Annotated in this window: 22 protein-coding genes and 1 tRNA gene; 12 read left to right on the top strand and 11 right to left on the bottom strand. The window is 40.5% G+C overall.

The genetic code is table 11. The features are described from left to right. Positions 1–52 precede the first annotated feature (52 nt). From BHC51_RS04305 to BHC51_RS04270, 8 genes are all read left to right on the top strand, one after another. On the top strand, positions 53–1,321 hold the full coding sequence (locus BHC51_RS04305) for a paraquat-inducible protein A (protein ID WP_257381721.1): 1,269 nt from the start codon (positions 53–55) through the stop codon (positions 1,319–1,321). Next, positions 1,318–2,955 (top strand): intermembrane transport protein PqiB, encoded by a 1,638-nt coding sequence (pqiB, locus tag BHC51_RS04300; RefSeq protein ID WP_100153404.1) that lies wholly within the window; start codon positions 1,318–1,320, stop codon positions 2,953–2,955. Before BHC51_RS04305 ends, pqiB begins: the two co-directional genes overlap by 4 nt. After that, a complete protein-coding gene (locus BHC51_RS04295) occupies positions 2,955–3,488 on the top strand; it encodes a PqiC family protein (RefSeq protein ID WP_100153403.1) in 534 nt (177 codons plus the stop codon). Before pqiB ends, BHC51_RS04295 begins: the two co-directional genes overlap by 1 nt. A 224-nt stretch (positions 3,489–3,712) precedes the next feature. Further along, positions 3,713–4,144, top strand: coding sequence for a hypothetical protein (locus BHC51_RS04290; protein ID WP_100100421.1), 432 nt, complete (start codon positions 3,713–3,715; stop codon positions 4,142–4,144). Positions 4,145–4,485: 341 nt separating this feature from the next. After that, entirely contained in the window at positions 4,486–4,737 is a 252-nt protein-coding gene (locus BHC51_RS04285) for a hypothetical protein (RefSeq protein WP_100153402.1), read from the top strand. 301 nt (positions 4,738–5,038) lie between these two features. Beyond that, positions 5,039–6,154, top strand: coding sequence for a chorismate synthase (aroC, locus tag BHC51_RS04280; protein ID WP_100153401.1), 1,116 nt, complete (start codon positions 5,039–5,041; stop codon positions 6,152–6,154). Between the two features lie 104 nt (positions 6,155–6,258). After that, a complete protein-coding gene (locus BHC51_RS04275; RefSeq protein WP_100153400.1) occupies positions 6,259–6,690 on the top strand; it encodes a ProQ/FINO family protein in 432 nt (143 codons plus the stop codon). 50 nt (positions 6,691–6,740) lie between these two features. Further along, a complete protein-coding gene (locus BHC51_RS04270) occupies positions 6,741–7,508 on the top strand; it encodes a TatD family hydrolase (RefSeq protein WP_100153399.1) in 768 nt (255 codons plus the stop codon). A 257-nt stretch (positions 7,509–7,765) separates the two neighbouring features. Here BHC51_RS04270 and BHC51_RS04265 read toward each other — a convergent pair whose 3' ends face one another. The 8 genes from BHC51_RS04265 to BHC51_RS04235 form a co-directional block, all read right to left on the bottom strand. Then, a complete protein-coding gene (locus BHC51_RS04265; RefSeq protein ID WP_100100416.1) occupies positions 7,766–9,745 on the bottom strand; it encodes a ligand-gated channel protein in 1,980 nt (659 codons plus the stop codon). Between the two features lie 313 nt (positions 9,746–10,058). After that, positions 10,059–10,151, bottom strand: a tRNA-Ser gene (locus BHC51_RS04260). 614 nt (positions 10,152–10,765) lie between these two features. Further along, positions 10,766–11,710 (bottom strand): SHOCT domain-containing protein, encoded by a 945-nt coding sequence (locus BHC51_RS12640; protein WP_180296426.1) that lies wholly within the window; start codon positions 11,708–11,710, stop codon positions 10,766–10,768. A gap of 51 nt (positions 11,711–11,761) precedes the next feature. Then, positions 11,762–12,148 (bottom strand): hypothetical protein, encoded by a 387-nt coding sequence (locus tag BHC51_RS04250; protein ID WP_100123934.1) that lies wholly within the window; start codon positions 12,146–12,148, stop codon positions 11,762–11,764. Between the two features lie 32 nt (positions 12,149–12,180). Then, positions 12,181–12,771, bottom strand: coding sequence for a DUF4236 domain-containing protein (locus BHC51_RS04245; protein ID WP_100153398.1), 591 nt, complete (start codon positions 12,769–12,771; stop codon positions 12,181–12,183). An 85-nt stretch (positions 12,772–12,856) separates the two neighbouring features. Further along, entirely contained in the window at positions 12,857–12,991 is a 135-nt protein-coding gene (locus BHC51_RS13020) for a hypothetical protein (RefSeq protein ID WP_257384767.1), read from the bottom strand. Positions 12,992–13,311: 320 nt separating this feature from the next. Continuing rightward, on the bottom strand, positions 13,312–13,563 hold the full coding sequence (locus tag BHC51_RS04240; RefSeq protein ID WP_100153397.1) for a hypothetical protein: 252 nt from the start codon (positions 13,561–13,563) through the stop codon (positions 13,312–13,314). 147 nt (positions 13,564–13,710) lie between these two features. Beyond that, positions 13,711–13,914, bottom strand: coding sequence for a hypothetical protein (locus BHC51_RS04235; RefSeq protein ID WP_100153396.1), 204 nt, complete (start codon positions 13,912–13,914; stop codon positions 13,711–13,713). A 497-nt stretch (positions 13,915–14,411) separates the two neighbouring features. On the opposite strand from BHC51_RS04235, the gene eno reads away from it, so the two are divergent. From eno to BHC51_RS04220, 3 genes are all read left to right on the top strand, one after another. Further along, complete coding sequence (gene eno, locus BHC51_RS04230; RefSeq protein WP_100100411.1) at positions 14,412–15,695, top strand: phosphopyruvate hydratase; 1,284 nt, start codon at positions 14,412–14,414, stop codon at positions 15,693–15,695. Positions 15,696–15,728: 33 nt separating this feature from the next. Beyond that, positions 15,729–16,049 carry a cell division protein FtsB gene (ftsB, locus tag BHC51_RS04225; RefSeq protein WP_100100410.1) on the top strand — a complete coding sequence of 107 codons (321 nt, stop codon included), beginning with the start codon at positions 15,729–15,731 and terminating at the stop codon, positions 16,047–16,049. A 289-nt stretch (positions 16,050–16,338) separates the two neighbouring features. Next, positions 16,339–16,719: a SpoIIAA family protein gene (locus BHC51_RS04220; protein WP_100100409.1), complete on the top strand. Its 381-nt coding sequence runs from the start codon at positions 16,339–16,341 to the stop codon at positions 16,717–16,719. Positions 16,720–16,805: 86 nt separating this feature from the next. Here the strand turns inward: BHC51_RS04220 and BHC51_RS04215 are convergent, their stop codons facing one another. Both BHC51_RS04215 and BHC51_RS13260 read right to left on the bottom strand, forming a co-directional pair. After that, a complete protein-coding gene (locus tag BHC51_RS04215) occupies positions 16,806–17,504 on the bottom strand; it encodes an alpha/beta fold hydrolase (protein ID WP_218965846.1) in 699 nt (232 codons plus the stop codon). A gap of 634 nt (positions 17,505–18,138) precedes the next feature. After that, complete coding sequence (locus BHC51_RS13260) at positions 18,139–18,279, bottom strand: transposase (protein WP_373885679.1); 141 nt, start codon at positions 18,277–18,279, stop codon at positions 18,139–18,141. A gap of 309 nt (positions 18,280–18,588) precedes the next feature. Here BHC51_RS13260 and BHC51_RS04205 point away from each other — a divergent pair, with 309 nt between their 5' ends. Continuing rightward, entirely contained in the window at positions 18,589–19,074 is a 486-nt protein-coding gene (locus BHC51_RS04205; protein WP_100100408.1) for a YbhB/YbcL family Raf kinase inhibitor-like protein, read from the top strand. 87 nt (positions 19,075–19,161) lie between these two features. On the opposite strand, the gene rbfA is transcribed toward BHC51_RS04205, so the two are convergent. After that, positions 19,162–19,533 (bottom strand): 30S ribosome-binding factor RbfA, encoded by a 372-nt coding sequence (gene rbfA / locus BHC51_RS04200; RefSeq protein WP_100100407.1) that lies wholly within the window; start codon positions 19,531–19,533, stop codon positions 19,162–19,164. Positions 19,534–19,580 lie beyond the last annotated feature (47 nt).

Below are 19,580 nucleotides of genomic sequence, written 5' to 3'. Positions count from 1 at the left end.
TGATATTTTGAGCTACCGTTCCATACAATCGGCGCCACATTCATCAACCAACTTGCCTATCGGCAGCCTGCCTGCCCATCATGTTGGCTGCCCCTGCTGTGGCCTGTCTTTATCCATTCCAACCCTGACACCAGGCGAATCTGCCTTGTGTCCGCGCTGTAAACAGCACCTTGTACGAATTGAAACACACCCGCTGGATACTCCGACAGCTTATGCTATAGCCTCACTGATTATCATGGCCATTGTGTACACTCAGTTATACATGAGTATAGATTTGTTTGGCATACATGTGGAATTAACCATACCCTATATGGTAGCAACACTGGCACAGCAAGATTATTCCCTGCTGGCGGAAATCATGTTTTTTCTGACTTTTGGTTCACCAGTACTGTTTCTGCTCCTATGCCTGTACGTCTATACCGGGCTGCGTTATCAGCAAGTATTACCGGGCATGTTATACGCCACCCGTACACTGGTTCGTTTGCGTCACTGGATCATGGTAGATGTGTTTTATATTGCTACGCTGGTGTCCTATATTAAAATCAGTGGTATGGCACAAATACATTTCGGGCTGGCTTTCTGGTTTATGATGGTATTGGCTATTCTGCTTATCCGCACCTCTCAGGGTGTGCCTGAACACTGGATTTTTTATCAGATTCAGCGTCTGACTGGGAATGATCCAATATTACAAACCCATAATGCACATACCATCAACTGTAATTACTGCCTGTTTAAACAGTCAGATACTCAGAATGTCTGTAACGTATGTGGTTCCTACTTAAGCCAGCGTAAACCTTTAAGCCTGAGCATCAGCATGGCATTTTTACTGGCTGCCATTATTTTCTATATCCCGGCCAATTTACTGCCCATGATGATAACCCGCTCCCCGGGTACTAATCTTGCCAGTACCATTCTTGATGGTATCGAATACATGTGGAATGACGGTGATGTACTCATAGCAGTGGTTATTTTCAGCGCCAGTATGGCCATTCCTGTATTGAAAATCCTCTCCATGCTGATATTGCTCTACTCAGCTACTTATCGGCCACTGATGTCTGCGCGCAAATTAACTGTGTTATATCGCATTACTGAATCAATCGGACGCTGGTCAATGATTGATATATTCGTTGTTATCATACTTATGTCAGCATTTTCCTCACCATTGGCACAGGTGACACCTGGTTCTGCCACCATTTATTTTTGCGCAGTAGTTATTTTAACCATGATATCAGCACTCAGTTTCGACCCTCGCTTAATCTGGGATGAGGTAAAACAACATCCATCTCATCATAAAAGTAGTACCAAAAGGCATTCATCATGAGCCAAACAGAAAATGAAACTACGCAGACTGCTGCTACAGTAAAACATACTCCACCATTTAATGTTCTGGTGTGGACTATTCCAATATTGGCATTATTAACGGGAGCATGGCTATTGATCCAGCATCTGCGCCATACAGGACCAGAAATTACTCTATATCTTAACGATGCAGATGGAATTGAAATTAACTCAACAGCAATCAAAGTTCTGAATGTTACCGTTGGTAAAGTCACCTCAATCGGCATCAGTCCAGATGAAAAAGGGGTACAAATTAAAGCACAGATGAGTGCCGATGTTAAAGATATGCTACGTAAAGATACCCAGTTCTGGATTGTCAAGCCACGCATAGACCAAAGTGGCATTACCGGCCTTAATACTCTGGTATCCGGTTCCTACATTGCCTTTACTCCCGGCCATAGTAAAGAAAAGGCTGAAACTTTTACCGTAGCAGATTTACCCCCGGTCAGCGCCATTTCCCAAAGCGGTATCCGTCTGAGCTTAAAAGGCCACAGCGATAAGCTGCTAACCCCGGGCAGTCCCGTTCTTTATGGAGACATCAGTGCCGGACAAATTGAAAAAGCCTATTTTGACCCCAAAGACAACAGCGTCCACTATCAGGTTTATATAAACAGCCCGTACGACAGCCTGATTGGCGACAAAGTTAAATTCTGGTTACAAACCGGCATTCAGGTTACCGCATCAGGCGGTGGTGTACATATTGATTCCGCTCCACTGCCAGCCCTGCTCTCTGGAGCCATTGTATTCAAAACCATGTTTGAAGGTAAAGGTAAGCCTGTTGATAACAATACCGAATTTACTTTGTACAATAGTGAACGCGAACTGGATAATCAGCCCACCAACCGCGCGCAATACTACGTGGTATTTTTTCAGCAATCGGTGCGCGGTCTGAGCGTTGGTGCTCCGGTAGAGTATCAGGGAATAAACATCGGTTCTGTTGCCGACGTACCCTATTTTGCCCTGAATGACAGCCATAAGTTATTCCAGCATGGCTGGGTACCAGTACGCCTACGCATCGAACCGGAACGCATGGAAATCAATGCCAGCAAACAGGATGATAATATCTGGCGGCAGCAAATCCAACAGGCACTTAATAAAGGGCTGTCCGCATCACTGGAAAAAGATAATTTGCTTACAGGTAATCAGTATATTAGCCTCACTCAGGCTCCAGCCGGTAAGTCGCTACTCAAACCAGTAGCACACTATCAGGGATATACCGTAATCGGTAGTAGCAATACCGGATTCGATATGATTCAGAATCAGGTATCTGCCCTATTAACCAAACTGAACAACCTGCCAATTGAGCATTCCATGCATCAGCTAGACAGTACACTTGCACAACTGAAAACTACTTTAGCCAGCGCAGACCGAATTCTGGCACAAAACAAAACTCAGCAACTACCGGCTGAGCTGACAGCTACTCTGAAAGAACTTCGTACCACCCTGCAAGGTGTATCCAGCACCTCCCCGTTATATGGCGATATTCAGCAGACTCTGAAAAGCATTGATAGTACGCTAAAAGAGGCACAGCCAACATTAAAAACCTTAAAACAGCAACCTAATGCTCTCATTTTCAACCGCCGCGGGCATGATCCAGAGCCCAAAGGAGCCAGATAATGAAAATCCTGCTACCAATTGTCTGCGCCGCTACTCTGGCACTTAGTGCCTGTGCCGGCAATTCGATAACCTATTACCAGTTACCCGGCAGTAATTATCAGCTGCCTGCCACTAGCCAGAAAACTCCTGTTCAACTTAAAGTCATACTGGCTGAGCGTCTCAATCAAGGTAATCTGATTTATCAGGACAGCCCAACTACCCTGCATTTTGCCCAGCAACATTTATGGGCAGACGATCTGGGTAATGAAATCAGCTTGGCACTGGCCAATGAACTGAACAGACAAAGTACTCGCTATCTGTTTACCCCAGAGAACAAAGCCAAAGCTACACTGACTGTTTATATCCAATCCTTTCAGGGCAGCTACGATGGTTATATCTACATTAATGGCTACAGTAGCTGGCAGGGTACTAATGAAACCGGACAGAATTTTAACGTCCGCATTGCCCAGCAAGGTAACGGTTACAGTAATATGGTTAAAGCTCTGGCACAGGGATTAACCAGTGTAGCCCAAAGCATTGCTCCCTATAATTAAGCATTAATCTGCATCACAGCAAACACAAAACCCGGTCTGTTAAAATTAAACTATTAACTGGTCGGGTAACACAAAACTGATCGTAAGACGCATAGTCTATTAAATCGAGAACACATCAAAAAGCTCATCTGATTACCAAAGCGACAGCTTGAATTCAACACGGATATTACCTAATCAAGTGGTTGAAACCTCGATAAAATCTAAAAATGGCAATTGGAGATAAAATGAAAATATTTAAGTTCGCTATTTTATCTTTTTTATTATTGTCATCTGGTTACACCAACGCCAATCAAAATAAAACCAATACTAATTTAAATTTTGCTGATTTCTCTGTTAAAACTAAAGCAAAAATAAAAAATGCAAACTTTGCTTATAAATATTTAGTTAAGGTTTATGGGTGTGGCGGTGGTGCAATTTGTGGAGAAATCAGAAATTTACTTTCTAACACAGTTATTGCTTTACCTAATGCTTATTTAATAGAAGATGAAAATGGAGAGAACAAGTTTTCAATAGAATACCATTCAGATAGTAGTTTGATTATTATTTCTGGAATATTAGCCGATCCTGATGTAAGCGAAAGTAAAGATAGGTACAAAAGAAGATATTATAATCTTATCAATAACAAGCTAGAGCCAATTAATTTAAACAGTAAATAATACATAAACCCTAATAAAATATCAGACAACGTTTTTGCGTAATTTCCAATGGCAATGGTTGAATATTTTAATAATACCAAAACATCTATGCAGCATAAATGATTGAAAATAATAAAATACTTATTAAAACTTTGTTGATGATGCTATCTATATACTCTGTCTGTCGATTAATCTCAAACTTCCTCTGCAAAATCACATTATTACAATATCATTAAAGATAGCACAACAAAAATTCAAACAACAAATAATCGTTTGCATTCACTGCTCAAACAAAACAATTTTATTCGCGAGACAGCCAGAAAGTTTTATAATAAAAACATCAATTTTTTTCAGAAAAAACCATGAAACTTATACCCGTTTCCCTCTTTGCCTTAGCACTGCTTAGCGCCTGTAGCGTAGGTATGCCTTCCAACGTAGCCGTAGGTATAGGCGGTGGCAATCATAATTTTGGTCTGGGGACTTCAATCTATTTCCCAATTAAAACCAAATCTGTACCATCAGACCCACCTGTTATTGCAGGCACAGAGCAGTCCAACCAGCCTGCGGCAAAGTTATCCTCACAGAAAAAAGAAGCTGCAACTCGATTAAAATAACCACACAGATACTGCCTATTACTAAACAGCCTTTATTCCAGTTTAAACCTCATTCTGGTTATAATAATTTTTATGTGACCATAACAATAGCATATAAGTTAACAATAATTCTAATAACATCAATAATAAAAACTTTTGTAACAGGCAAAAACTCCAGCAAAACAGGTAAATTTTTAGCCATATCAATGCATCTGCTACAAAAACAAATTAGTCACCAGACAAATTATGCCTAAACCGTATAAACCATGCTAAACTGAGCAATAACCTTAAATTTGTCACTCAAAAAGTAAGAGTAAAACCTATGGCTGGCAACACTTTTGGACGAATCCTTACTGTTACCACATTTGGCGAAAGCCATGGTGCCGCACTCGGCTGCATCATAGATGGATGTCCCCCCGGATTGTTCCTTAGTGAAGCCGATATTCAGCATGATCTAGACAGGCGTAAACCTGGTACCAGCCGCCATGTAACGCAACGTCGCGAAGCAGATTGCGTTGAGATACTTTCTGGAGTATTTGAAGGCAAAACCACCGGAACACCAATAGGATTATTAATCAGAAATACTGATCAGCGCAGTAAGGATTATAGTGATATTGCCCAGCGTTTCCGTCCGGGACATGCAGACTACACGTACTGGCATAAATATGGTACACGCGATTATCGCGGTGGCGGTCGCAGCTCGGCACGTGAGACAGCGGCACGTGTAGCCGCAGGGGCAATCGCAAAAAAATGGTTACGTGAGCGCTTCAATACTGAAATTATTGCCTATGTCACTCAGATTGGCGAAAAAAGCATATCTTTTGAAAATTATGCCTATATAAACGACAATCCATTTTTCGTTGCTAACCGCAGCCAAATTGAAGAACTGGAACAATATATGGATAGCATACGTAAAGCATGCGACTCCGTCGGTGCGAAACTACATGTTACTGCCCGCAATGTTCCGGTTGGGTTAGGTGAACCTGTATTTGATCGTCTTGATGCAGACATAGCTCATGCCATGATGGGTATCAACGCGGTTAAAGGCGTTGAAATTGGCGCCGGATTTGATAGTATCCGCCAAAAAGGCAGTGAACATGGTGACGAATTAACACCGGAAGGCTTTTTATCCAATAATGCCGGTGGTATACTAGGCGGCATCAGTAGCGGTCAGGACATACATATTAATCTGGCTATTAAACCAACCAGCAGCATCGCCACACCACGCCACTCTATCGACATTCATGGCAAGCCGGTTATACTCACCACCCATGGTCGCCATGATCCTTGCGTTGGCCTGCGTGCTGCACCGATTGCCGAAGCCATGCTCGCACTGGTACTAATGGATCATGCATTACGCCAACGTGCCCAGAACGCTGATATTAGTGTTGAAACACCAGACATTGCCCACCATCCCTCAACTGACCCCAATACATAGATATTATTTTTTATAGCCATAACTGCAAAGTTATCACCAGAAATCAGTTAATTAGTTTATTCTTAATTTTCTGAAATGGCCATAAACCACAAGGAAGTAACCTTATGAGTCAAGAAACCGCTTTGGGTGCAGCACTGAAATCTGCTGTGCAAACCATGAGCAAGAAAAAACAAACCTACATGATTGCCGAGCATATCTATCGTAAATACGATGTATTTAAACACTTCAAACCTTTGGCAATTGGCATTGATCAGGATCTAATCACTGCCCTGCCTCAGTATGACGGTACCTTAATTGCACGTGTTCTAGCCAACCACTGCCGTCGGCCACGGTATATTAAATCTCTGGCACGCGGAGGTAAACGTTTTGACCTGAACAATCGCTTCAAAGGTGAAGTGTCACCAGAAGAGCAGGCTATTGCCAAACAGCATCCTTCCATGCAAACGGCCAAACAGCCGCCAGCAAATGATGCAATAGCTCCTGTAGCAGATTTGGAAAACAGTCACAATAGTGACGGAGAACAGCCGCAAGACTAATACCAATTAACTATCCACACGAGCTTCAGGCTCGTGTTTTTCATTACATCATGCTCTACGACAGCCATTGCCATCTCAATCACAGCCCGCTTGTAGACAACCTGACACAAGTATTGCAACGGGCTGAGGAAAAAAGTATTAACCATTTCCTTGTGCCTGCCACTTGCCCAGATGACTGGTTAATCACCCTCAAGCTGGCACAATCATATCCTCAGATATGTGCCGCTATCGGTATTCATCCTTGGTTTGTAACCAGTTATAACGAATCAGCACTTAGCCAGCTCGAACAACTGTTATATCATCACCCACAGGCATTGGTAGGTGAAATCGGTCTGGACTTTGTGCGTGCACATAGTGTAGCTGAGAAAAATCTACAGATAAATTGTTTTGAAGCCCAGTTGCAGCAGGCAAAAACCGCACAGCGACCTGTCATCATTCATCATGTTCATGCTACCGACGCCTGCTTACATAGCATCAAACGCTGTCGGTTTACCTATGGCGGTATTGCCCACGCATTCTCTGGCAGCATGGAAGAAGCTCAGGCATGGATAAAACAAGGCTTTCTGATTGGCGTCGGTTCTCTATTATTACGTCCACAGGCAAAAAAAATTCGCCTCATCGCCGAAAAATTGCCTTTACAGCACATGGTCATTGAAACCGATGCACCATATATGTCACCGCTACCACATCAGAATAATAGCCCAGATAACTTACGTCAGATTGCAGAAATCATAGCCAGCTTGCGAAATTGTCACTGGCAGGATATTGCCGCTATCACCAGTGAAAATATACATAAAATTATTCCAGTACAAGGCTGAATTTCAAAAAATCAATATTATTCTGAATTCTTTTCTCGTAATAAGCCTAGAGCCGGCTTGAATACAAAATCCTGATACCGCCTATATACAAAATTATTAGTAGTAGTCAGCAATAATACAACTTTTTTAAATCCGCACTGACCACTAGTATCTAAGCAGTTAGTAACAACTTAAATCCAGCTTGTTTCAATCCAGTTATATTATAAAAATAAAAACAGGGGGGAATTACCCCCCTGATGCAACAATAACTCAGCAACTTAAAAATTAACTTGTGCACTGATATTATAGCGGCGGCCATCCAGTGTACGGCCATAATCCTTCTGATCAACCCTTTTATCAAAGATGTTATAAACACCACCACTTATCATCACATCTTTCTTCGGTTTAAATACCAGACCGGTATCTACAAAACTGTACGACGGCTTACCAATTGCCATTGAAGTACGTGACAGATAATCTGAAGTTCTGCTACGGAAATTCCATCTCGCCCAGCTTGAGAATTTTTCATTCGCGTTCCAGTTCAGCGTCGTATTAAACATATTTTTCGGCATCTCATTTAGCGGCTTACCACTAAACTGGCCACTCTTTTGCTCACTACGTGTATAGGTGTAATTCGCAGACCAGTCAATTTTAGGGGTAATTTTCCAGCCAAACGTTGCTTCCACACCGCGTAATACCGCCTTGTCCACATTCTCACGCTGACTGATAAAATCAAAATATTCATTACGCCATGAGCAGGCATTCGAACCGGCTTTACCCTGACAGGTCCGCACTTCTGTTATCTTATTTTTAAACTTCGTATAATAAGTAGTCACTCCGGCAGACAGATTACGGTTATTATCCCAGTTAAAACCGATTTCAATATTATCTGATTTCTCCGGCTTCAGGTTTGAATTACCCACAATAAGACCATTAGAGTAACCACCACCAGTTTCCTGCCCCCAGCCATCTGAAGCAGCGCGTAAAGCGGGTGCTTTATAACCACGTGAATAACCACCCTTGATTGTCCATTCCTTGTTCGGCGTCCACACACCATATAGTTTTGGCGTTATCTCGGAACCATAATTTTCATCATGATCCAGCCGCACCGCACTAGTCAGAGCAAAAGTTGGTACAATACGCCATTCGTCCTGCCCAAAAATTGCCCAAGAATCACGTTCCAGATGGGTTAAGCGCCGCCCATTAATCGTAAGCTGATTTCCTGCATCATTCAATTCCTCACGCTGCCATCTTCCGCCAACGCTCAGCGTATGCTTATTTAAGCGAAACTGGGTCTGAGTATTAAAAATCGTATTTTTCTCATGCATATCACGTGAAGGATTATCGTTTTCCTCACGCTGTATATATGACTGCGTATCAATATTATCGTAATAGCCACGATGAGTAATGCTGTATTGATTGCGATCATACAGAGTGTAATCGTCAGTCGGTTTTCTGCCCCTGCGTGGTGCAGTATCAATCGTTTTACCTACCTTACCATTGCGATTCTGCAAACTTCGGCTTACTTCAAAATCAACCGTGTTATTATCATCTGGTGTCCATGACAGCACAAAATCACCATCACGCATACGTTGTTCCTTATATCCACCGATGAATTTATCTTCATCACGGTGAGAATATCCCCCACTGGCACGGATCCCTAACCGGTTTTCAATTAAAGGACCAGAGACATAGACACTGCTTTGCAGCGTATTTCCACTATTACTATGCTGCTGTATTGTTGCACCCGCCTTAATTGAGCCAGTCCAGTCCGCAGCCGTTTTCTTAGTAATAATATTAATTACTCCACCCATTGCATCTGAGCCATATAAAGCCGAAGCCGGACCACGAATCACCTCAATACGCTGTATAGCTGAAATTGGTGGCATCCAGCCCTGCTCAATACCAGGGCCATCAGAGTTAGGACGAACACCGCGCGAATTCACCCGTTTACCATCAATCAGCAGCATCGTATACGCACCAGACATACCGCGAATACTGATATCTTTTGTACTGCCGCCACCAGTCACCACTACACCGGGTACATCTTGCAGTGCATCAGTCACATCGTGATACTCCTTTGTTTCCAGCTCTTTAGCATTTATCACAGTAATCGATGCGGCCGCATTTTTAGCCTGCTGTTTAAACCCGGAAGCTGTCACCACCACATCTTCTAATTCTGCTTCTGCAGCATATAATGGAGAAATTAAAGTGGAAAGTAACGCCAGCGAAAAAGAATAGTGAACCGATTTACGCATACGAAAATAGACTCCTGATAATTATTGTTCCAGCAAAAATCCAAATAAACTATTTAAACTTCAGCATTTGAATGATAATAGTAATCAATTATTTAATTTAACATAAATATACAATAAAAGCATTAAATTTATTGACAAAAAACAAAATATGCTGGCAAATGAAACAGGTAAAGAAGCCTACGCCTCAAACTATTATAAAATAATAGATAAACTGGTAAATTAATCAGGCTCACTAATGGATATACACTTATTTATGTCATATCCTTTAAGCAAATAAAAAATCCCTGAAATTAATTCAGGGATTTTTTGAATATGGCGGAGAGTAAGGGATTCGAACCCTTGATACAGGTTTTGCCCGTATACTCCCTTAGCAGGGGAGCGCCTTCGACCACTCGGCCAACTCTCCAAAGAGAAGAGCGAACTATACTCAATCAATGCCTAACTGTCAAACAAAATTCACAACAAAATAGCACAAAACACACTATTAATTACTAACACACTAACAATAAAAGATATTTTGTTTACACCAAAATCCTGCATCAAATACGCACGTAGAACTCATTAAAACTTCAATCAGGCTTATATTTATTAGGAGCACAATCCTTTAAAACTAATTGATAAGTAATGCTTGCTTCTTCAACCATTTTTTTAATAGTGGGTACTTTCCTCGTCTATCCGAATAGCAATCGTTTTCTTCAATTAGCTAACATAATGATTTGGATTATTATTTTTAAATTCCTTACATTGTTTGTATTCCTATTTATTAGCTTTCATTACAGAAATAAGACCAACACTATTACCACATTGACAACGAATTACCATATAACAACGTAATTTTTGCTCTTCCCTAACAAGATTAGGAAATCCCTCTTCATAAAAAAACAGCTATTATGCAAATGCCTGAGAGCTACCCTGCTGTTCAGAAATCCGAACAGTTACATGATAAATTTTCAACCTTACGGGCTTTTCACATTAAAAAACCACTCTTTAAGAGTGGCTGATTGCATTATAGAATCAAGATCAGATTTTGTATCCTTCAAGCTCTTTAGTCTTAGCTCTTACCAGTTTTATTATACAGATGTGCCGATTGATATCTGTTTGCACCTGCGTATCAGCCGGCTTTGCTGAATCGCATTCATTATCCGCACTCTTGGTCCAGTTTTTAAAGTTTGTACTCAACTGATCTTTAATCGATTCGGGTATAGTGTTCCACGTTGTTTGTAGTACTTCTAATGAATCATGCGCTTCCTGCTTTACTTTCTGTAATTTCGCTTCCTTTACTTCCGTATACAGCTGATGTTCCAGTATTTCCAGTTCAGAAATGCGTGTACGCGTTATATCCGTCTCACAGTTTAAATACGCTATTTCATTTTGTTCCGGTGTAGGATATTGGTTTGTCTGGCACTGTTTTTTCTTTTGACGGTTCCATGTAAGCTGCTGAGGCTTTAAATGGTTGCGTATATCTGCATCCATGTCTGTCCATAAGGCATTTATTTCATTATTTACTGCTGTATTCTCTTGTTTTGCGCTTTGTAGTGCCGTCTGCATATTTTCCTGAGCAGACTCTTGATTATTCGTATTAGCAATATTTTGAGCTACTGGTTCTGGTGCGGGAGTATTGGATGTTGTCTTTCTGCTACTAGAACATGTTTCTAGAAGTACGCCAATTACAACCAAGAAACCAATTGCCGCTAAGATACTTTTTAAACAACCTCCATTTTTAGCTACGGCTGCTGCACTGGATGATGCGGCCGCTGACGAGCTTTGGTTGATGATAATTTGCGGCATTTCAGGCGCCGGTTTACTTTGAACCGGATTACTGTAATCATCATTCTGTGAGGATGAGCTACGGGCTTGATTTAATAATAAAGCCTTATGTTCCTCGTACTCTTCCTGTGTAATCGCTCCTTTCTCCAGCAATTCATACAAGCGAGTAAGCTCATTTGTTAAAGATGGCTTAGACATAAAAAATTCCTTATGTAGAATCAAAATTTTATTTAAGTTGCAACCCATAAATCAAAATGAACAATACCAATCTGCAATGACTGAGAACATTGTATCTGCCCTAATTTTTTTATATGCATTCGCTTTAACATCATTATCAGTCTCGATAACTTTGTTATTTTTTAAATAAGCAGTATCAGCCATCTTCATTAAATTTTTTTCACAATTTACATAAACTTTGAGCATTGTGGAATCGGCAAAATTACTTTTTGGCGTTTTAAAGGGTTTGGGTTCCTTGATTATTACCCACGCAAAATCCTGACCTTCATAAAAATTATTATCTGCATATAAGATAAAACCATCGGGGGTATGGGCGATTTGTTCCCAGTCAAAATCTTTTGCAAATACAGATGTAGCTGTAATTAAACACGTTAAACCAGTCAAAATTAATTTCTTCATTTATTCCCTTTCTAACGCAATAGAATCAAGCTTTAGAACAAGTTATCAAGCGATTTTACTTCTTTCTTACTCTTATCTACATCTAATTCTTTCAAGTCACCATCTTTTCTAGGATATCTTGCAATTACTTCTTCCTGAATAGTGTTGGAGGGTGGGAGGTTAATTAATTCCTCAGTAGACGCTTTCTTCGATGGTTGATTGTCATGATAAATAAAATACCCAACCAGCAAGAAACAAATTAAAAATGCCCATTTCATTAATGTCCACAAGGAAGTCAAACACCCTTTCTTCTGGACTTGTTTCACCGTGCACGCATATCCTAAAATATCAGCCCGTAATTGCTGATACTCTGAATCAGAAATATTTCCCTTCAGGTATAGTTTTTCTAATTTTTCTAACTGGTTTATTTTACTCACTTTCATAACACCAGCCCCCGCCGAATTTATTTTTTTTCGATAGGTTAATCCCGTCTTTGGGATGCCTAAATTCACATACGTCCCCTTACGACCAATATTTATACTTGCTCCACGCTTTCCTATCGTTGCACTAGTAATCCCTGTTTTACCTACATTAATTTTTAACCAGGGAGCAAGCTTAATTGTTCTGCGATACCTCCACCCCATATTTTCTTATCCTTTATAGTGATTTATTCTACAAATTAATAAATTATTTTATTGTGTGCTTTTGAATCTCGTCCAGGTAAGAACCCTAGCCTGCCCAAATATCTTTAACGGTAACTTTATTCCCGTTCAACGGCTGAAACTGCATTACAAAAACATGAGGAGGTGCACTTTTGTTTTTTTGAACTTTTCCACCAACATTACTGTATTGCCATTTAGCCATTTCACGCGCAATTCTATATCGGGAGAGCACTCAAACCCTTGTTTACCATACATTGATGCGCTCTTGCGATTTTTTGAAAAAGACACGCCAGCACAATTTGCCTCAACCTAGGTTAGCTTTTTCCCTGATACGACTGTTCTAAAACCTGTAGCTATCGCTAAAAATGGTAGTAGTAAAAAAATTGCAAATAATTTTTTCATGCCATTGAAGTCCCAAGTTGATTAAATGTGTAGTTTTGTAGTTTTTTCATCGCCGCTACAGCATTACCGCTTAATGTGCCTGAGAATGTTTTTACGTCAATTTCTTATATTAACATCAACTTATTTTCTATTGTCGTTTTTCACACTATTGCTTCTTATCTGCATTTGTTGGTTTTGAGAAACAACAATTTTTAATAGCTCACTTTTATCTATATTCCCATCATTATTGGAATCGCAGATCTTATCTAATTTATATGCCCTCACCCCTCTTTTGTGTCTATAGCCCGTTACAGCAGTATAAATATCTGCAATATCCCGTTTTCTTTTACCATCAACTCTTCTCCCCCTAAAATACTGTTCAGTAAATTTCATTTATTCATCAAAAGAGTTCGCCAAACTGGTCGTAAATCGTTTCATGACACTTTCCCCATTTCATTCGCTATCAGCCATAAGAATTACATCAGTTGCTGAATATTTTGAATTGCGGATATTTGGATAGAAAGTGCCGCCAGTATCAAATTAAGCTACAACCACTAAATCATTTGAGGCAATATTAATATTTTTAGCAACACGAGCAGTCAATTCAGCATTTTCTTTTATAAAATTTTGCCACACTTTATTTCCTCCATCTCCACACGCTTTAGTGAGTACACTAGATTCAACAGTCTTCATAAGACTATTCTGCCAGCAGTAATCCTTACCACCATCTATCACTCTAGACATGGATTCTCTGATAAATCGACAATATCTTCCTTTTAACCGGTTGCATCAGGCATAATCACCATCAGCCCCTGCTTGCTGGGCTTCAGCATAGCCTCTAAGGTTGAGTATAATTAATATTGTCTGCTACAGCAGTGCCTACCTTACGAAAGACTTTTAACTAAGATAGCAACAGATATTTTGCCATCTTTAATCTGATAACAAATGACGACCAGTCAAACCCCAGACAGTCAAGCTAAATAGCACCCATACATTTAATAATCTCAGGCCAGTTACTTGGTAATCTAACCACACTATCAACCGTTTTAATTTATTAGCGCAACACATAGCTGCTTTTTTGCAGTATCCTGCCCAAACCAAGTGTAAATTACCCTGTTCACATACTCAGCCTTCGGTATAATACAAAGTTTAACAACCTAGCCAAGATGCTGTCTGGCAGGCTTATTGTTCGTACCATTTACTGCACAACAATATAAAACCTAAAAAATCTGGAGACTTGCATGAGTGCAATCATTGACATCTTTGCGCGTGAAATACTTGATTCACGTGGTAATCCTACCGTTGAATGCGATGTTCTGCTTGAATCAGGCGTAATGGGCAGAGCTGCTGTGCCTTCTGGCGCCTCTACCGGTGAAAAAGAAGCACTGGAGCTGCGCGATGGTGATAAACAGCGTTATCTGGGTAAAGGCGTATTACAAGCTGTAGAAAACGTTAATAATGAAATTGCACAGGCGCTTATTGGCATAGATGCCAGCGAACAAAACTACATCGACCAGATTATGATTGATCTGGATGGTACTGATAACAAAGGCCGTCTTGGAGCCAATGCTACTCTGGCTGTATCACTGGCCGTGGCGCGTGCGGCAGCCGAAGACGCTGGATTACCGTTATATCGTTATATCGGTGGTGCCGGTCCAATGTCCATGCCTGTACCTATGATGAATGTTATTAATGGCGGCGCACATGCCAATAACAGTCTTGACATTCAGGAATTCATGATTATGCCTGTGGGTGCGGAATCTTTCCGTCAGGCCTTGCGTTGTGGTGCCGAAGTGTTCCATCACCTGAAAAGATTATGCAATGATAAAGGCATGTCTACTAGTGTCGGCGACGAAGGCGGATTTGCCCCAGATTTAGCTAGCCATGAAGATGCAATCAAGTTGATTCTATCCGCGGTAGAAGCAGCCGGCTACATTCCCGGTAAAGACATTGTACTGGCTCTTGACTGCGCATCCAGCGAATTTTATAAAGACGGACATTATGCCTTAACTGCGGAAGGTCTAAAACTGACCAGTGCCGAGTTCGCAGACTACTTAACTGAACTGGTTAACAAATATCCAATCGTGTCTATTGAAGATGGTATGAGCGAACACGACTGGCAAGGATGGAAGCTGTTAACCGAACGTTTAGGTAAAAAAGTCCAGCTAGTCGGTGATGATCTATTTGTAACCAATCCGGCCATTCTGAATGAAGGCATTGCTCAAGGATTAGCCAATTCACTACTGGTTAAAGTAAACCAGATCGGCACTTTGTCTGAAACACTTAAAGCAGTAGATTTGGCCAAACGTTCAGGCTATACCAGCGTAATGAGTCATCGTTCCGGAGAAACCGAAGACAGTACCATTGCCGATCTTGCCGTGGGTACGAACTGTATGCAAATTAAAACCGGTTCACTCTCTCGTTCTGACCGTATCGCTAAATACAATCAATTGCTACGGATTGAAGAAGAACTAGGTACTGCTGCCTACTATCCGGGCAAAAAAGCGTTCTATCAGCTTAGCTAATCCGGCTACAGGCAATATTAATAGGCAAATACAATGAAGTGGGTAACTTGGGTACTGTTATTCGCACTGGCCGGTTTACAATACAACTTGTGGATAGGGCACGGTAGCTGGCATGATATGTGGAAACTGGAAAACAGCGTTATTGCCCAAAATGCAAGTAATGAAGCCCTGATACAGCGCAATCGTGCCCTGACTGCTGAAATCAAAGACCTTGCGAACGGGAAAGATGCGATAAACGAAATGGCACGCGACAAACTGGGGTATATACAGGATGGTGAAGTATTTTACCGTTTTGTTCCCTCAGCTACTCTTGCAACCATAACAGATAATCCGGAAACCGTTTCCAAAAAATAATCGACTCTGGCACTTCATAAAATCAACAGCTTTCACTACTGAAAGCTGTTTTTTATTTTACGTCAATAAACTATAGTACTGTTTATTTCAGACTTTCAATTGAAACAAACTAATAATATTCAAATTTCCATAGTTTGGTTGCATATATGTCACAGACATTAGCATTTTCAGCCTAAAATCAAGCCATAAACAAAAGAATCATAGCCAATATATTTATCTGTTAGTATGATATTGCTCAACATAGTCAATCTAACGCAGTAATAGTGCCCCAATCATCAAAGGCAAATATATGATTTCTATTCATGAACAGAGCTACGGTTTGCATGTTGTTCTACACAACGAATTTACACTACAAGACTTTCGGCAGTTAGAAGAAGCCTTATTAAAAGCCATTGAGCAAGCACAATTGCCCAATCTGTTGCTTGATCTAAGCCAAATGAAAGATTTTACCGTTGATATGGCTTTAGAACATCTTAGATTTTTACGCCAGCATGCGCACGATTTTGGTCGTACTGCCATTGTCACTGGTGATATTTGGATTCGGTTCGGTGCCCGCTTTGCTAATCTGTTAACTTTGCAAAGACCTAAATATTTTAATGACACACAGACAGCACAGAAATGGCTGAAACAAAATGTGCAAAATTCAAGTGTATTCGACAATAATAGCTAATCAACCACAATCAATAATATACCGGACATAAGCAGTGCTGCACCTAAGCTTAGATCTGGCGATTGATTGTTTAGAATTCAGCCAGATTAAAGTTGCTGTATCCAGCCTGATATTGTTTCTGCCAATACTTCTGGTTGTTCTAATGGCAACATATGCCCACTATTCTCAATTATCTTCAGTTTCGCCTGCGGTATAAATTCCTGTAATTCTTGTGCCTCATCCAAAGAACGCATTTGATCCTGTGCAGCTGCAATAATCAGAGTCGGGCAGGAAATTTTCTGATCATCTGGTGTTGCTCGATTTAACAGCGATTGCCTGCTTAAAACATCAAACCCCAAACGTTCACTCATGTGCCGGATTCGGTTTATCAGCACCTGATTATTTTGATTATCCGGCCGTAAGGTCTGAACAATGGCCTTCTTTCCTAAACCGCGAAAATGCAGATGTTGCTGAATTTGTAAAGAATTAAGCTTAGCGTTCCGTTGCTCAGGTGTATCCTCGCGTAATGATGTAGCAATCAATACCAAAGCATTTACTCGCTGCGGATATTTGGCTGCTAGTGCTCGTGCAACATACCCTCCAAGCGAAAACCCAACCAACACAAAATTCTCCGGCGCACTAGCCGCAATAATATCTGCCATTGCTGCAATACTGTCCCCATTTGCCAATGAAACACATTTCACAGACTGGGGTGCAGCCTGACTGGATAACATATCATCCCATAACGTTTCATCCAGCATAAAACCAGAAATACACACCCAAGGTAATAACTCTTTAGTCATCATAATCTCAATACAACCATTAAATAATTAATAATATTTTATATTTTAGCAATAACAGCATAATATGAACTACCCCACCTTTCTACCGGCAAAATGATAAATACTGACAAATATATATAAATAAAAAATATTCCATAGTTAAACCGGCTATTAGATCCAGTTTCCGATAATTTTCAGCTAATGCTTTGTATACATACCTAAATTAAAGCTTCCTTTACAAGTTGCCCATGTACTTTGCCTTTGGAATCAACATAAATCTAACTTTTAGTGCATCACCCTGCGATAGAATCAGTTCAAATGTGTACTCTCACTTCTCAGCTCAATATTAAATAAATTGCCATTCAGATTAATGAAGCCTACCTAGCAAAACAATTGTAAATACCCCAAAGTTAGTACAGACATAATCACCGAATCATCCGGTAACTTACGCTGATAATAGTAAGCACAGCGGCTTTAGCCAACAATAGCACAGCCCATGCAAATAGTAACAGAATGACTTTCTTGCAGTTGTACAGCCCAGGCTTTACGTGCTTGAGTTGGCACTATAGCTTTTTTATGATTTCCTCCTGAAGCTGTGATTTTAAACCCAGTTCAGCAAATATCTGTTTAAGCTTATGATTTTCAGCTTCTAGTTGCTTTAAGTGTTGATATCTGAGGTTTCCATACCACCGTATTCATCACACCATTTATAGAAAATTGAATTCCCCATACCATGTTTACGGAAAAGCTCTTTAACAGGAACGCCGGCTTCAGCTTCTTTACAATAGCTACATCTGATGTTCAGTCATTTTTTTGCATGTTTAAATCCTCAGTGGGTTAATAAAGAGAATTTTCTACTTTTATGCTGTACTATTTTAGAAGACAGTTACACTGACTTAAACAAAATCAAACTACTACATTTTACATAGTCAAATGAATAAATATTTTTGAGATGGTAACTGCCCCATATCAGTGCAACTGACCTAACAAATCACTGTATCAGCACCTTTAATTTTTATAAATCGCTAACACAGTAACATTGACTTTACACATTTCATATTGCAAAATTAACCTACCATCAATAATATCGATTGCTTTTGAGGAAACAATGACAAATACATTTACCTTAACGAGTCCAGAATTTAAAAATGGTGATACCGTTGATTCCTCCTATCAAAGTGACCGTGATAATCAGTCCCCTGCTCTAGTATGGAAAAACGCACCAGCGGAAACCAAAAGTTTTGCGATTCAGTGTCATGACCCTGATGCACCCACTGGCGGCGCTGGATGGTGGCACTGGATGGCTATCAACCTGCCCAAAGACTTAACCGAGCTGAAACGAAATGCTGGAGCTGAAAATGGCCAGAATTTACCCGCCGGTTCACGTCAGCTGCGCAATGAGATTGGAACATTAGGTTATTCCGGTTTCTACCCGCCGGAAGGCACCCCGGCACATCGGTATATTTTTACCATTTATGCCTTAGACACCGACAAAATTGAATTGCCTACAGATGTAACTACCAGCTACACAGGATTCGTGGTTAATAGCCATGCCATTGCTCAGGCTTCCATTACAGTTTACTATGGACGCTAATATGGCATTTTAATTTTAGCCATATCTGCAACATAATTAAAAAAGAGATTGATCATAATTGATCAATCTCTTTTTTAATTATCTACTTTAATCATCAACTGGTTTTTCTTTAGCTACTTTATCAATTAAATGCGAAATACTCATGCCCCGTTCGAGAGAATCATCATAAATAAATGTCAACTCAGGTGTACGGAATAAAGTTATTCGTCGTGCCAGCTCACTGCGTAAATAGCCCTTGGCATGTTCCAGTGCTTCTTCAGTAACAGCACGAGTACTATCATCCAATACTGTATAGTAAATACTGGCATGGCTGTAATCACGAGTAACTTCAACTTCATTAATCGTAATAAAACCTGCTCGGGGATCTTTCAGGCCAATACGCACCAGTTCGGCCAGTTCACGCATAATCTGTTCTTTTACACGATCCTGACGTGCATAACCACGTTGGGGTTTACGCATAATCATTCCTTTCTGTGATGGCCAATAATTCAGGCAGCCCGGAAAAT

This window comes from Snodgrassella alvi (assembly GCF_002777745.1).
In the GTDB taxonomy this organism is placed as follows: domain Bacteria; phylum Pseudomonadota; class Gammaproteobacteria; order Burkholderiales; family Neisseriaceae; genus Snodgrassella; species Snodgrassella alvi_D.
The sequence above is the reverse complement of the archived record's forward strand: the minus strand, read 5'-3'. Positions and strand labels throughout refer to the sequence as shown.

What these genes read in the sequence shown, in the direction of transcription:
- pqiB (WP_100153404.1), top strand. Translation starts at nt 1,318, where the DNA reads ATGAGCCAAACAGAAAATGAAACTACGCAGACTGCTGCTACAGTAAAA.
- rbfA (WP_100100407.1), bottom strand. Translation starts at nt 19,533, where the DNA reads ATGCGTAAACCCCAACGTGGTTATGCACGTCAGGATCGTGTAAAAGAA.
- BHC51_RS12640 (WP_180296426.1), bottom strand. Translation starts at nt 11,710, where the DNA reads ATGTCTAAGCCATCTTTAACAAATGAGCTTACTCGCTTGTATGAATTG.
- BHC51_RS04270 (WP_100153399.1), top strand. Translation starts at nt 6,741, where the DNA reads ATGCTCTACGACAGCCATTGCCATCTCAATCACAGCCCGCTTGTAGAC.
- ftsB (WP_100100410.1), top strand. Translation starts at nt 15,729, where the DNA reads ATGAAGTGGGTAACTTGGGTACTGTTATTCGCACTGGCCGGTTTACAA.
- BHC51_RS04235 (WP_100153396.1), bottom strand. Translation starts at nt 13,914, where the DNA reads ATGTCTAGAGTGATAGATGGTGGTAAGGATTACTGCTGGCAGAATAGT.
- BHC51_RS04290 (WP_100100421.1), top strand. Translation starts at nt 3,713, where the DNA reads ATGAAAATATTTAAGTTCGCTATTTTATCTTTTTTATTATTGTCATCT.
- BHC51_RS04265 (WP_100100416.1), bottom strand. Translation starts at nt 9,745, where the DNA reads ATGCGTAAATCGGTTCACTATTCTTTTTCGCTGGCGTTACTTTCCACT.
- BHC51_RS04205 (WP_100100408.1), top strand. Translation starts at nt 18,589, where the DNA reads ATGACAAATACATTTACCTTAACGAGTCCAGAATTTAAAAATGGTGAT.
- BHC51_RS04250 (WP_100123934.1), bottom strand. Translation starts at nt 12,148, where the DNA reads ATGAAGAAATTAATTTTGACTGGTTTAACGTGTTTAATTACAGCTACA.
- BHC51_RS04220 (WP_100100409.1), top strand. Translation starts at nt 16,339, where the DNA reads ATGATTTCTATTCATGAACAGAGCTACGGTTTGCATGTTGTTCTACAC.
- BHC51_RS04245 (WP_100153398.1), bottom strand. Translation starts at nt 12,771, where the DNA reads ATGGGGTGGAGGTATCGCAGAACAATTAAGCTTGCTCCCTGGTTAAAA.
- BHC51_RS04215 (WP_218965846.1), bottom strand. Translation starts at nt 17,504, where the DNA reads ATGATGACTAAAGAGTTATTACCTTGGGTGTGTATTTCTGGTTTTATG.
- aroC (WP_100153401.1), top strand. Translation starts at nt 5,039, where the DNA reads ATGGCTGGCAACACTTTTGGACGAATCCTTACTGTTACCACATTTGGC.
- BHC51_RS13020 (WP_257384767.1), bottom strand. Translation starts at nt 12,991, where the DNA reads ATGGCTAAATGGCAATACAGTAATGTTGGTGGAAAAGTTCAAAAAAAC.
- eno (WP_100100411.1), top strand. Translation starts at nt 14,412, where the DNA reads ATGAGTGCAATCATTGACATCTTTGCGCGTGAAATACTTGATTCACGT.
- BHC51_RS04285 (WP_100153402.1), top strand. Translation starts at nt 4,486, where the DNA reads ATGAAACTTATACCCGTTTCCCTCTTTGCCTTAGCACTGCTTAGCGCC.
- BHC51_RS04240 (WP_100153397.1), bottom strand. Translation starts at nt 13,563, where the DNA reads ATGAAATTTACTGAACAGTATTTTAGGGGGAGAAGAGTTGATGGTAAA.
- BHC51_RS04275 (WP_100153400.1), top strand. Translation starts at nt 6,259, where the DNA reads ATGAGTCAAGAAACCGCTTTGGGTGCAGCACTGAAATCTGCTGTGCAA.
- BHC51_RS04295 (WP_100153403.1), top strand. Translation starts at nt 2,955, where the DNA reads ATGAAAATCCTGCTACCAATTGTCTGCGCCGCTACTCTGGCACTTAGT.